This is a genomic window from Mucilaginibacter sp. SMC90, assembly GCF_022811725.1.
Classification (GTDB): Bacteria; Bacteroidota; Bacteroidia; order Sphingobacteriales; family Sphingobacteriaceae; genus Mucilaginibacter.
The window spans coordinates 3,262,187-3,275,825 of the sequence record NZ_CP094527.1 but is presented as its reverse complement, the minus strand read 5'-3'; the positions used below and the strand labels follow the sequence as shown (position 1 = coordinate 3,275,825).

The following is a 13,639-nucleotide window of genomic DNA, read 5'->3' as shown; positions in this document are numbered from 1 at the left end:
AAGGTCTCCTGTTATAAAGATATAATTAATCAGGAACCGAAAGCAATAATTGCTTTGTTTAATAACCGGCATAAATGGTACAATAGGAAATTTTGCTATCCCGCACAGCACAAGCTTGATAAAATTACCCGGTCTGTAATTACTCATAAATAAAACTACCATCTCCTCTCCTTTTCATCGTTTTACCATTACGTTTTGGCACCCCGCTCCATTTCTGCAGGTTCAAACGCAATCCAACTAAAAAATACCTGCTCAGCGTGCTTGACAAGGTATTGGTATACCCTCCCTGCGGCGAAAGGGTTTGCTGTATAAAATTATTCTGGTGCAGGATATCATACACGTTAAAGGTAAGTACCAGATTCTTTTTTGCCAGAAACTCTTTTTCAAAGCCGGCATTGATCACAAAAGGATTACTGTTAATCCCGGTTAAACCGGTAACGTAACTTTTAGCCGCGCTATAATTTACCTGGAAAGTTTTCAGAAAATAAACTTTACCATCTATGCCCAATGAAGTTGTTCTGAGCGAGGTAGGATCGGCATTGTGCAAAGTGGTGAAGGAACGCGAAATATCATAACCAACATACGGGTTTACCTCAAACCAATCGGTTGGATTTATGCGCGGTCCAAAACGTTCATCAAAACGCCAGTTAGTATTATGATAAAGCACGTTATTACTCATTGCATTGTTAAAAGCATAGGTTACATTGCCGTTAAGTGATAAGTTATAGCGGCGATCATCAAACTGTTTTGCAATATTATAACGGCCCACGATAGCGTACGATCCGTTAATATTGATATAATGGATCTCGTTAATGGTTTTGTACTTGAACTTAGTTTCGTTAGTAGGATCCATCGGGTCGGCAGAGAGGAATTGCCTGATCTGTAAAACATTGGTTGTTGTTTGATTATCAATAGTGGTACCATTGATATTGAAGGATAGATTAAACCGGGAGTTTGGCAGGTAATTGTTATAAATAACATTAAGGGAGTTCGTGAACGTTGGCTTCAGATTAGGGTTACCCACAACAATGTTATTTGGGTCGGACCGATCTGTGAACGGCTGGATCTGTTGGAAATTAGGTTCGGTATTGGTACCCGAATACGCTATAGAGATCCGTTCGGTACGCGACCACGAATAGGAGAACCTGAACACCGGTATGATCTTAAAATCAGACCGTGATGTGGCCACGTTCTCGCTGGTGCCGTTATTTATTTTGGTACCGGTTAATAACGTAGGCACTATGGTAGTACCCAGTGAAAGGTTTACTTTTTCACCATTGTACCGGTAGTTTAACGTAGCCCGGGTTTCGGTAAAGGAGTAGTTATAGATATTGTCGAGCCGGGTAAGTTCAACTATTTGTCCGTTTGCGAGAACCGTATCGGATATAGCCTTATTATCATAAACTGCAGTGCGTACCTGGCCGTTAAATTCAAACTGTGATACCAGGTTGATAGGTTCAACATAGGTAACGCTGGTGCGGTAAGTAGTATTTTTACTTGTGCGGTTGGTTAATAAATGCGAGGCCGAGTCACGTAGTAAGGAATCGCGGGTGTTATCAAAATAGTAATGATAATCATTATCCCTATCACCATTGGCCTGGCTGTTAGACCTGTTAATGCTGAATTGGAAAGAAACGTTACGATGCGGCTTTTTAAATATGTGCTGATATAATACAGTAGCACCATAGTTGGGGGCGCTATTCAGGCTGCCGTTTGCACCGTTTACCACCGGGTGTTCAAAACCTGTGGTAAAATTATTAATATTATCGGTAACCGAGGTGCTGAAATTTGAAGAGTTGGAGTAACTGAACGTGGGTGTTATTTGCAAATAATTAGCGCTATCAATACTATAATCCATCTCAAAACTCAGGTTATGACTTTTAGTTTTGTTTTCCCGTGTGCTTTGCGATGTAAAATCAGTTGAACCCAAGGTTGAGTTGGTTTGCCCATAGCTGTTATTTACCGAGTTATTATCGCTGTAACGGTAGGCATAACTGGATACTATCTGTATCTTTTTGGTCCACTGATCGCGGTAATTAAATGAAGGAGAGGCTGAGAAAGTAGTTCCCGGGCTACCGCCTTTTGCTGCGCCTGCGCCAACGCCAGAGCCTCCCCCCCCGCCGTTGGTTGCCCCACCGGCTATCCCTGTTGAAGCCACGCCGGTAACCGTATTGGCTATACGGCCAATAACACCCAATTGCTCATTGGCATTAATGCGCTGGGCAAAGATCTGCCCGTTATATCGGTCATTATTACCGCCCTGGGCAGTTATCCTGCCGGTGTTGCCTACTGATCTGTCGGCCCTGGTAGTAATGTTCAATACCTTTTGAGGGTCGCCATCTTTAACACCCGAACGCGCCGCCAAATCGCCGTAGTCATCAACTACCTGTATTTTATCCACAATATCAGCAGGCAGGTTTTGGATGGCCTGGGCAACATCGCCGCCGGCATATTCCTTACCGTTTAACTTTGCCCTTGTAATTTGCTGTCCCTGGTGCGTTAACGTGCCGTCTGTTCCTACTTCCATGCCCTCCATCTTTTTCAGCAGCTCATCAACCGTGGCATTCTCGCGTACTTTATAGTCGCTGGCGCGGTATTCTACTGTATCTGTTTTGTATACAATGCTTGGCGTGCCATTAACTACAACTTCTTTTAGGGCGTTGGTTTCGGGCTTCAAAATAATAGGGTCTAACGTAAGTCTTGGTACAGCATCATTGTTAAGCATTTTTTTCACCAGGGTACGGTAACCGATGCTGCTGATGGTGAGTGTAAAAGTAGCCTGTTTTACATTTTTGAAAATAAAGATGCCATCGGCATTAGTGGCTGTACTTACCGTATCTTTTTTTGATACAAGCTTAACTACTGCCCCTACAACTGATTGATCTGTTGAATCTTTTACTATCCCGCTAACCTGCCTCAATAAAAGCGGAGGAGGCAACGCAGCCGGCTTGCGTGCGGGTAACTGTTGTGCAAACAGCCCTGCCGACAATAATAAAAAAGGCATTATCAAAAGTAATCGTTGTTTCATGGATAGGTTTAAAACGCTTAGTTAAGGCAATAAAATGCTTTACCGGCCCACTTAGCCGGTAAAGTACATCGGGAGTATTTTTTAATTATTTTTTTATCAAAAGGTATTTACCCCAAAAATCAGTTGGGCTCATCAAACTTTGCATATCAACTCCGCCCTGACCGCCGCGGCTACCTCCGCCGCCGCCAAAACCGCCGCCGTTTCCGCCACCGCCGCGCCTCCCTCCGCCAAAACCACCTCCACCATCGTTCCCGCCGCCATCTCCGCCCCGGTTACCAAACTGCAAGCCATTAACTTTGATATTGTATGCAAACTCTTTAGGGGCGTCGGCACTAATTTTGAGCAGCTTAAGCGGCAAGGCCAACTCATATACCAGGTTACCTTTGGCGTCATAATCAATTGCTGCCTTAATGCCATATTCATTGTAAATAGAGATCACACTATCCGGAATAGCCTCAAACCCGCTTATTGTAATTTCTTTAGCCGAAGCTGCTATCTGTTTGCGCATTGCTACTATTGCTGCCGAATCCAACCCGTCTTGCTGGCCACCAGCACCGCCCCTTCGCCTGAACTGGCCACGCATTGCCGATTGGCTCACTACTGGAAAAGTTACCAGGAAAGCCCCTTTGTCTTTTTTCTTTCCTTCGGTATTTATAGTAAAACTGATCCCGCCGGCAATGATCTTCCTGTTATTAGTTTGGTCTGTTGATTGTACAGCGAGATAAAGATTTTGACCGTCATTTGCCAGTGTATAATAAAGCTGCGTGGTTTTATTGTAAGCCTGCAAAGGATTGGCCCACTCCTTTAATTTCCCGTCTGCTTTAACATCGGCCGGGGCCGAAACTGAACCCTCCTGTATATTATTCAGCTTTTGCGCATTTGCCGAATAGCCGAATGCAGTGATCAGCGCAAAACCTAAAAAACATTCATTTAAAACCCGTACGCTATATTTCATCTTGATGAATTTATTTAACAAAACATTGGTTATTGATTTTCCTGATACCCAACATAGGCCAGTATTCTTTCCCGGTAGTTATCGCTTACCGGTATTTCAACATCATTGAGCATGACCCTGGTACGTTTAAAAACGGTTATCTTATCCAGCGATACAATAAACGACCGGTGTACCCTTGCAAACCTTTCAGTTGGTAATTTGCTTTCCATAAAATGCATACTAAGCCGGGTTATCACCGGCCTGTCTGCACTTTTGAGATAAATCTTGATATAATCCTTCAAACCTTCCACATAAATAATATCAGGGAGGTTAATGCGGATAATAGAATAATCGGCATTAACAAAAATATATCCCTCATTAGCCTGGACTTTTGCCGGAAAGTCTTTTTGCAGGCGTGCATTGCCCAGTTCGGTTGCTTTGTTTACCGCCTTAAAAAAACGTTCGAAGGAAAACGGCTTCACCAGGTAATCTACAACATCGAGATTAAAACCCTCAAGGGCATAATTTTCATAAGCCGTTGTCATGATAACCATGGGCGGCTTAACCAAACTTTTCAAAAACTGAACGCCGGAAATACCGGGCATTTGGATATCCAGGAAAATGAGATCAACCTGCCCCTGCTGTAAAATAGCCATTGCTTCCATTGCGTTTTTACACATCCCTACTAACTGCAGACCGGGTAGCTTTTTCACGTTGTCTTCCATCAGCTCCAACGCCAGTTTTTCGTCATCAACAACAATACACCTCATGATCAATTAAGTTTAACTTTAAGATTGCAGGTAAACGTTACACCATCGTTCATAATTTCCAGGTTATGGTTATTTCCATAGAGCAAATCAAGCCTCCTTTTTACATTTACCAACCCTATGCCCGAGCTTTTATCCTTTGAGTCGTTCACAGGGGCAATTTTATTGGTCACCATAAAATCCAGCCAGCCATTGCTGTCAACATATAGCTCAATCGTTATCACCGGATCTGCCAGCATGCCTATGCCGTGTTTAAATGCATTCTCTACAAAGGGAACCAATATCATGGGTTCAATGTAGTAAGGGTTTATGTTATCAGGAACATTGAACACAATTGTTACATTATCGCCAAAGCGCAATAGCTGCAGTGCCATGTAACTATTCAGATAATCTACCTCCCGGGTTAACAGCACCCTGGCCCCGTCACTTTCATAAAGCATGTACCGCATTAAATTTGAAAGCTCTAAGATTGACGGTTCAAGCATGTCTGATTTTTTGCGCGCCATAGATGCCATATTATTCAGGATATTGAATATAAAATGCGGGCTAACCTGCGATCGTAAAAAACTAAGTTCAGTTTTCAGGTTCTCATTTTCCTTTTCCTTTCTGATCTTTTCTTTCTGTGCGTTATCAATGATGATGCGATAGCTGATACTGATACCTGTAATGGATAGATAGGTAAGCATATTGGTAAAATACCAGCCAAACCAATTCCTTTCAGGTCTGCCACCGCCATGCAACCCGTTGCTAAAACCTCGCCGGTGGGCCCGTAAACGGGCAAGGTCAGCCTGTTTAAACAACGAAAGCTGACTATCAATATAGCGCGAAAACCACATAACCAGTGCTATCGTAACTATGAGCGATAATACGTAGCGCAGCAAATCTTTTTTTTCGTTGTAAATTACCGGGTACAGATAGTAGGCATTAAGATAAAAAACGCCGGCTAAGAGGGCATTATTGATCATCAGCTTGTAATGCCAGTTACTGAACCCGCTCCAGGTATTAGGATTACGAAAAAGATATGGCGAAATGATAACCAGTGTCCAGAATAATATGTGGATTACCGGCTTCAGGTACTTGCTTGAATATATTCTCTTTATCGCCATAGTATAAACATACATATAATGGATAAACGGATTTCATATAAGAGATAAAGACGCGGTAATAATAGACAGGGGGCCGCTTTTTTGCGATTAAATTAAATTGTGTTATAAAAACTACGGAATGTGTCTTATTTACGCATTATTCGGCATTCGGGCAAAATTACCAGCTTTATAAAAACCTGTATCAAACCGAGCAGATGGGGCTGGCGATTTTTAATTTGAATAAACTTATAAATCCGGCTTCAAATATGGGGTTCAGACGTGCCTTATACCGCGCACAAATTTTCAAAAAACAGTGCCGATAACAGGTATTCTTCCACCAGCGTTTTAACCAACGTTATCTTGATCTATTGGGCAATCCCGGCGTTTGGGAGTCTTTTTTTCCTTCAACATGAATAGCTATACTACTTGGGTGTATCATTCCCAAAGTAGATCCAGGCCTGATATTTAAATAATGTTTTAAATATCTATCCATAACTGTTATTGAAAGTGAGTTGTATTTTTCTTCATACCCTTTTCCACTAAACGGGATCAATGGTTTATCGTAATAAAGATTTCCATGGCTATCAACAAAAACGGAAAAAGAACAATAGAAATTGTCAAATGCCCGGTCAATAGTAATATCGAATGTTGGATACATGTAATCATCGGAAGTATCAAAATTGTTCAACATATCCCCCACCGCGTGGCGCGATGTTACTTTAACCAGGCTACTTTTACTCTTAACAATTACAGGTTGACGGGCAGAAAAAGCTTTATGAAGATCTTTTTCTGCAGAGTCAATAAGGGATTTAACAAACAAGGTGTCGCGTTTACCTGGCGCTTTAACAGCCATAATATCTTTATGGATGACATTCTTTATAAAACTATCGGAATAAAATGTCATAAACACTTTTGCTCCTCTTGTATCTATCGAATCCGCATAGGCTTCGATGAGTTGCAATAGCATGCTGTCCCGTGTAATTTTCCTAACCTTAAACCAGGTTCGGGCAGTGTTAAAAATAGAATCATACCCTCTGGTGAGCGGAAAATTGATGTATTGTTTCTTTGTAGGGCTATATATACATGTGGAATCGTTTGAAATGAATTTTATTTGCCAGTCGGGTTCCAATTGATAACCATCTTTGGTAAACGAAAGGCCGTTATCCAACCTTCGCGCCACTTCAATGTAACTGATGCCAAATATTGGTTTAAAGGATATCCGGTCCTTTTCGCCGTCATGTTTTACTATGTTCCGTTGCTTACAGCCTATCAAACAAATAAGGCAAAGCGAGAGATATAAAATCCGTTCTGATTTTTTAATCACAGGAATTGAATTGATGAGATAAATTTCATTTATTGCGGCACACCCGGGTAACAGGAAATTTCCTGTTGCTAACAGCTCATTCGCTTCTTAAGCTCTGCACCGGGTTGGCAATCGATGCTTTTACCGCATGATAACTAACAGTGAGCAAGGCAACAATGATAGCCAGGAACCCAGCCGCTCCGAACATCCACCATTTTATAGGAATACGATACGCAAATCCCTGGAGCCAGTTATCCATAGCCCACCATGCTATGGGCGAAGCCACAACGATTGATAACAATACAAGTTTTAAAAAGTCTATAGATAAAAGGCTGTTGATTGATGATGTACTTGCACCCAAAACCTTACGTATCCCAATCTCCTTCGTACGTTGTTCTATAGTAAATGCGGCTAATCCGAACAAACCCATTGCTGCTAAAACAATAGTTATTACGGTGAAAACACTAAAAATAGCAGCCAGTTTATCTTCTGCTTTGTATTGCGCATTAAAAGCATCGTCCATAAAACTGTAATCAAACGGGGTATCGCTATCGTACTTTTTAAAAATACCTTGTATTGAACTGATCAGTGTAGGCAAATTAGTATGAGGTTTTACCTTCGCCAGCAAATAACGTCCGCCAAAGCCTCGTTCCCAGGATTTTGACGTATCAGCGGTTACGAAGAGGCCCAGGGGCTGAACTTCATTTTCCAGCGAGCCAAAATTAAAATTCTTAACAACGCCGGCTATTTCAATTTTCTCCGGGCCCGGATTTATGAAGCTTCCTAAAGGGTTAGTGGGTAAGTGTAATTTTTCTATTGCCAGTTCGTTGATAAACACCTTCGAACCTGCATCTAACCGGCTATCTTGTATTGGCGGATATTTCCATTTCAATCCTAATATAGAGAAAAAGTTTTTGTCGACAGACAGGCCCCGAAGCATCATGCTCCCCTCTTTGGTAGTGCCGCTTATGCCAATCATATCATAGCTAACAAACATTCCGTAACGGGAAGTGGCCACATTAGTTATACCGGGCAACAGCATCACATCTTGCTTAAATGCATGATAACTTTTAAGTGCATTGCCGGCAGGTATCATAATAATATTATCCCGGTCGACACCGGTTTCTGTGTGGCGGAAAAAATAAAGCTGCCGGTCTATCACAATGCCGCAGATGATGAGCCCTACAGATATTGAAAATTGCAGTGTAGTAAATACCTTTCTAATGATGACGCCTCCCGTTTGTTTGCCCATTTTTCCTTTAAGGGTAACAGCCGGTTTAAAGCCCGACAAAACCAACGACGGATAGCTGCCCGCTAATAATATTGTTAAAATCAATAACCCAAGCAGGAGAAACAGTATCAGCGGGCTAAAAAGGAAAGTTGTGTCTATTTCCAGCTGAAGAATATTAAGGAATACCGGCTTAAACAAAAAGCACAATAAACAACCTAAAACGAAAGAGATTACTGAAAAAACAGCTGATTCAACATAAAACTGCATTGCAATACCTTTACGGCTTGCACCGGATACTTTACGCACACCAATTTCCTTTGCCCGCAATGTAGCCCTGGCGGTAGACAGGCTCATGTAATTGAATAAGGCCAGTAAAAGAATCAACAAAGCTACCAATGGAAATATGGTAAGGTATTTAAAATTTGAATTATCGTAAGATCTTTTCAGATGCTGATCTAAAAAAGGGAACAGTGAAAATTTAATGTTGGGATCCTTTTCTTTGCCTGCATCAAAAGATTGAAGGCTCCGTCTCAGTGCAGCTGTATCAGCGCGGTGTTTCAGCAGAAGATAAATATTGAAAGCCCCACTGCCTACTCTTTGCTCGCCTATAAACCCCTGGGGGATTTTAGTCTTTATGAGACCGCTGTTGGAAGCAACAAAATTATACTCAATAGAAGAATTGGAAGGGCAATTTTCGGCCACTCCGGTTACCTGGTAAGTATAGGCGCTGTCCGTCCTGATGGTTAACTGCCTCCCAACTGGGTTTTCATTGCCAAAATATTTCCTGGCCATAGCCTGAGATATAACTACAGAGAAAGGAGCGGATAAAACCTGGGATGCCTGCCCTGACAATAATTTAAAGGAAAAGAAACTAAAGAACCCGGCATCTGCAAACACTAACTTGTTTTCGGAAAACTTTTGCCCCAGATTTGAAGGATTGGTGATTACTGCTGGCCTGAAATAATTCAGTGTACGCATATAATCCTCTACAGTAGGCTGCGATTGCTTAATGATCTGTCCGGATGCATAACTCATATGATCCAAATACATCGTATTGCCGTTTATTTTCGTTTCGGCAAAGGGCCTGAATATACGATCTGCATTTTTATGAAAGCGATCATAGCTATGTTCGTGCGCAACATAAAGCATGATAAGCATACATACAGCCAATCCGACCGCAAGGCCCGAAATATTGATCAGGCTATAAAGTCTTTGACGTACCAGGTTTCTCCACGCAATTTTCAAATAATTCTTAAACATAAAATTCCGGTTTAATTTCTCAGCAGGCCAACTTGGAGTGGCTTTCTGGTACGAAATTATCGCGGCAGAACGGGAATATGGTCTCAAATGATAAGTTGGGCCGCCTTTTTTCAGGTCAGTTTTATAGGCTGCGGGGCTTTTCCCGGTAATTTCACGAAAAGTGCGGTTGAAGGTAGATTTTGAATTAAAACCCGAATCGAAAGCAATACCCAATACCGTCAACCGGTCATAATTAGTGTCCTGCATTTTCTGTGTCACTTCCAGGATACGGTATTCATTAATAAAATCGTTGAAGTTTTTCCCGAAGGTACCATTGATAATTCGGGACAACTCGTGGGGATGGATGTTCAGCTTTTCGGCCAGTGTACTGAGGCTCAAATCCGGTTCAAGGTAAAACCGATCATTCTCCATAGCTTTTCTCAGCCACCTTCCTTTTTCCTTTAAGGCTGCAGAAGCTGTTGGCCTTGACGCTGCGGTTTCTTCAACAGTGGCCTGGCCCTCCGGTTTTAAGAAAGCGGTAGCCGCAATCCGGATCATCGCCACTGTGACGAGCAGGTATAAAGGATAATAGGCATATATACCCCATGCATTATGGTAATAAAAGTAATTGATTGCTGTAAAAGGTATCCATAATAACCATAAAGATCCTAAAACGCTTAATGATCGGTGTAGCCAGCGCAGCCCCAACCTGTTCCTATCGCCCAGATCATTGAATTTTAACCTCGCATAGTAATTTTCAATCAGCCTGAAAGATAAGTACAAATAAATGATGACCGAAATAAATGCAGCCAATTGCAATACCGGGATCATTTGTTGAAAGCTTAAGGTATCATAAGTGGCTTTACCCGTAATTATGCTTTCCTTAATCTCCAATAATAATATAAGTTGTTCAGGCAATACGGGAGCGAAATGTAATATATCCCTCCAGCCGAAATCATGTTCCGGCCTGGTTACCTTTAACACATAAAAATATATAAAGGGACCAAGAGCAAGGGAAAATTGCAGCGGCAACCAGGTAAAGTGCGGAAAATAAGTATCAAGATGGATATCGAAACATAACATCCTGGCCATCCACATAATTATGGTTGCCAAAGCCAAGGCAAGAAACCGGTTAGCAGAGCGGTTATTCCCTTTGCTGAACCATAATAGCAAAGAAAAATTCAACCCGATAAATATCGCTCCGATAGAGGCGAGATCATAAAGATTGATTTGAAATGTATAAGGGCTCAAGTAAATTTCCTATTTCAATTATTCCAAATCTAAACGTTATTTTCATATGGAATACTACGTCAATTTAAAAAAAGCTGCATTAACATCATAGAATGATCACTTAAACTGCCTGCTGATCCTTTTCAACCGAAACTTATTCAATTGAACCTGCGCATGGGGCTATCCAAGTTTAGCCTTTGACGTTTGCTTGCGGCCTGCTTGCCCCGTTTTGGTTAAGGCGTAGCTTAGGCTAAACTAATCAGTAATCTCATTGATTTACACAAATGCCAATGTTGATCATGATAAGCATATTATGCTGATTAATACAAAAGCCCGATCTGATTTGATCGATCATGAATTTATAGATCGACACCTTACCGAACATATCTCCAAAAACTGTGACATTTATCAATTTCAAATTGTGTCAAATGACTTCGTTGCAGGTGATTAACCATCAGCAATTTTGTTCAGGCAGTCGGAAGTTCGATTGCCTGAACAAAATAAAGCAATAATTAATCCGAACAATGAAAAATCAAAATGATCCTATCTACTATCAGGAGGCATCAACGCTTGCCGAAATGATCCGTAACAAAGAAATAACTTCAGTTGAAGTTGTTCAGGCACACCTTGACCGTATCGAGACCGTTAACCCCCAAATAAATGGTATTGTTACCCTTATGGGTGAGCAAGCACTGAAAGATGCCGCTAATGCTGATAAAGCTGTGGCGAACGGTAAAAAACTTGGCCCGCTTCACGGCGTCCCTTTTTCAATCAAGGATAGCATTGATACAGCCGGTGTGCCAACACAATACGGTTCAAAAATATTTGAAGGTAATATTCCTGACCAGGACGCTACAGTTGTAGCTCGTATGAAACAGGCAGGCGCTATACCTTTAATAAAAACAAATATCCCCGAATTTGCAGTGTATTGGGAATCAGAAAACCTGATCACCGGAAGAAGTTTAAATCCATGGAACCCCGACCGCACTCCTGGTGGTTCCAGTGGCGGTGAATCAGCAGTTATCGCAGCCGGACTTTCTCCGGTCGGCCTGGGAAGTGATATTTCCATTTCTGTAAGAGGCCCCGCTGCCTTTACCGGCATATCTTCAATAAAAGCCACACACGGCCGTGTTCCTTACACAGGGCACTTTCCGCGTGTATTGAGCAGGTGGTGGCATATTGGCCCTATGGCCCGTACTATGAAAGATGTTGCCCTGGCTTATTCGATCATTAACGGTGCAGATGGTAAAGATGGATATGCCATTTATGGAAATGAGGCCAAACCGGCCAATTTCCGTTTACCCGGCTCACCGTTACGCGTAGGCTGGGCATCAGAGCCGGCATTTGCCCCCGTTGATCCTGAAATAACAGCGGCCGTTAAATCAACAGCGGCCTTATTGAAAGATATGGGACATCAGGTTGAAGAAGTAAGTCTTCCTTTTATGGATGGTCAGGGTATGGATTGGGTGAAACTGTACTTCGCTGTAATTTACGGAGAATTGGTGCCTTATATGGGGCAATTTACCAAAGGCCGGGAAAATGACTTGCACTTTGTTGGTAAATTTACCATGGGTGTTGATTTGCTTAGCCAAAAAGAATACGCCCGGGCAGAAAACAAACTGGAAGAGTTAAGAAGTCATTTCGCAAATTATTTCACAAAGTATGACATCCTGTTATTGCCAGTTAACCCGATGACAGCAACACCACACATGCTTAATGAAGTTGTTGTTAATGGTCAAACCGTTCCTGCTTTGCACGTTAATACCGCAACGGCTCCATTTAATATAGCAGGCTTGCCGGCTATTTCGGTACCTGTTACAAATAGTTCGGAAAAACTGCCGATAAATGTTCAACTGGCCGCAAGATGGTTTGACGAGGCTACATTGCTTGAGTTGGGTGAAAAAATACAGTTGGCAAGTCCGGCATACGGAACCCATCCTATAGGATAATTTCTGATATTCTTTTTGTTAAAAGTCCTTTGGCGCAAGCCAGCGTACCGAAAAGTCCCGAAAATTCGGTTAAAAGAAAGGGGTTGTATCATGATTTATGATACAACCCCTTTTTCCTTTCCTTGTAGAATGGTAAGCCTCAACTCCAATTCGTATAAACAACGCTCAAGGCATCAAATTGAATTTTCACTGCCCTTTTTTCAGCCCGCAATATTAAGAGGACTTATCAGTACCCTCGTGCAAGCCGGAGAGCTTTTTAAAATGTTTGGTATATTCCTTTCGTATCCTGCTTAGCGTTTCCCTCGATATTCCTAAATAAGAGGCAACCATATATAATGGAACGCGATTGAAAACACTGGGATATGTTTTTTGAAATTCTTTATACTTTTCTTCGGCAGAGCAGCTGATGAGGGAGTAGATCCTGCGCTGGCTGGCTTCATAGCTTTTAGCAAGTAAAACCTCATTGAACTTTTTCAAGGCGGGGATCGCCTCCATCAATTCGAGCCACTTTTCTTTCGTCCAGATAAACACAGTACTGGCCGCTAATGCTTCAATATTATAATCGGAAGGTTTTTCATTGTTATAACTTTCCTGGTCACTGATCCACCAACCATCAACACCAAACCTGAGCGTGTGGTCCGCGCCATCATCACTATACCGGTACAAGCGAAAGCATCCGCTGGCGATGAAACAGTTTATCCTCCAAACTTCGCCATCCTGTAAAATGGGCTGCCATTTGCGTACGGTCCGTTTAACACTGCCCGCACGAATGAGCTCCAGATTTTCATCTGAAATATCTACATGATCCCGGAGATGTTTTTCAAAAGCTTCAAACATGGTTACTGCAAATTTAATAAGCTTCGGTCGTGGTTT

At 42.0% G+C, this 13,639-nt stretch carries 8 protein-coding genes; 1 reads left to right on the top strand and 7 read right to left on the bottom strand.

The features are described from left to right. Window positions 1-139: 139 nt before the first annotated feature. From MTO98_RS13815 to MTO98_RS13790, 6 genes are all read right to left on the bottom strand, one after another. Window positions 140-3,028 (bottom strand): TonB-dependent receptor, encoded by a 2,889-nt coding sequence (locus MTO98_RS13815; protein WP_243487235.1) that lies wholly within the window; start codon window positions 3,026-3,028, stop codon window positions 140-142. An 85-nt stretch (window positions 3,029-3,113) separates the two neighbouring features. Further along, window positions 3,114-3,983, bottom strand: coding sequence for a hypothetical protein (locus tag MTO98_RS13810; RefSeq protein ID WP_243487234.1), 870 nt, complete (start codon window positions 3,981-3,983; stop codon window positions 3,114-3,116). A 29-nt stretch (window positions 3,984-4,012) separates the two neighbouring features. Then, window positions 4,013-4,732: a LytTR family DNA-binding domain-containing protein gene (locus MTO98_RS13805; protein WP_243487233.1), complete on the bottom strand. Its 720-nt coding sequence runs from the start codon at window positions 4,730-4,732 to the stop codon at window positions 4,013-4,015. Window positions 4,733-4,734: 2 nt separating this feature from the next. Then, window positions 4,735-5,835 (bottom strand): sensor histidine kinase, encoded by a 1,101-nt coding sequence (locus MTO98_RS13800; RefSeq protein ID WP_243487232.1) that lies wholly within the window; start codon window positions 5,833-5,835, stop codon window positions 4,735-4,737. A 334-nt stretch (window positions 5,836-6,169) separates the two neighbouring features. Further along, window positions 6,170-6,781 carry a hypothetical protein gene (locus MTO98_RS13795; protein ID WP_243487231.1) on the bottom strand — a complete coding sequence of 204 codons (612 nt, stop codon included), beginning with the start codon at window positions 6,779-6,781 and terminating at the stop codon, window positions 6,170-6,172. A gap of 433 nt (window positions 6,782-7,214) precedes the next feature. Further along, window positions 7,215-10,679, bottom strand: coding sequence for an ABC transporter permease (locus MTO98_RS13790; RefSeq protein WP_243487230.1), 3,465 nt, complete (start codon window positions 10,677-10,679; stop codon window positions 7,215-7,217). Between the two features lie 662 nt (window positions 10,680-11,341). Between MTO98_RS13790 and MTO98_RS13785 the strand changes: the two genes are divergently transcribed. Then, the gene (locus MTO98_RS13785) at window positions 11,342-12,766 is read left to right on the top strand and encodes an amidase (protein WP_243487229.1); all 1,425 of its coding nucleotides are present in this window, start codon (window positions 11,342-11,344) and stop codon (window positions 12,764-12,766) included. A gap of 213 nt (window positions 12,767-12,979) precedes the next feature. Here MTO98_RS13785 and MTO98_RS13780 read toward each other — a convergent pair whose 3' ends face one another. Beyond that, a complete protein-coding gene (locus MTO98_RS13780; protein WP_243487228.1) occupies window positions 12,980-13,603 on the bottom strand; it encodes a Crp/Fnr family transcriptional regulator in 624 nt (207 codons plus the stop codon). Window positions 13,604-13,639 lie beyond the last annotated feature (36 nt).

Excerpts from the sequence above, each read along its gene's own strand:
- MTO98_RS13795 (WP_243487231.1), bottom strand. The coding sequence starts at position 6,781 with ATGCTATTGCAACTCATCGAAGCCTATGCGGATTCGATAGATACAAGA.
- MTO98_RS13810 (WP_243487234.1), bottom strand. The coding sequence starts at position 3,983 with ATGAAATATAGCGTACGGGTTTTAAATGAATGTTTTTTAGGTTTTGCG.
- MTO98_RS13800 (WP_243487232.1), bottom strand. The coding sequence starts at position 5,835 with ATGGCGATAAAGAGAATATATTCAAGCAAGTACCTGAAGCCGGTAATC.
- MTO98_RS13780 (WP_243487228.1), bottom strand. The coding sequence starts at position 13,603 with ATGTTTGAAGCTTTTGAAAAACATCTCCGGGATCATGTAGATATTTCA.
- MTO98_RS13790 (WP_243487230.1), bottom strand. The coding sequence starts at position 10,679 with ATGGCCAGGATGTTATGTTTCGATATCCATCTTGATACTTATTTTCCG.
- MTO98_RS13815 (WP_243487235.1), bottom strand. The coding sequence starts at position 3,028 with ATGAAACAACGATTACTTTTGATAATGCCTTTTTTATTATTGTCGGCA.
- MTO98_RS13805 (WP_243487233.1), bottom strand. The coding sequence starts at position 4,732 with ATGAGGTGTATTGTTGTTGATGACGAAAAACTGGCGTTGGAGCTGATG.
- MTO98_RS13785 (WP_243487229.1), top strand. The coding sequence starts at position 11,342 with ATGAAAAATCAAAATGATCCTATCTACTATCAGGAGGCATCAACGCTT.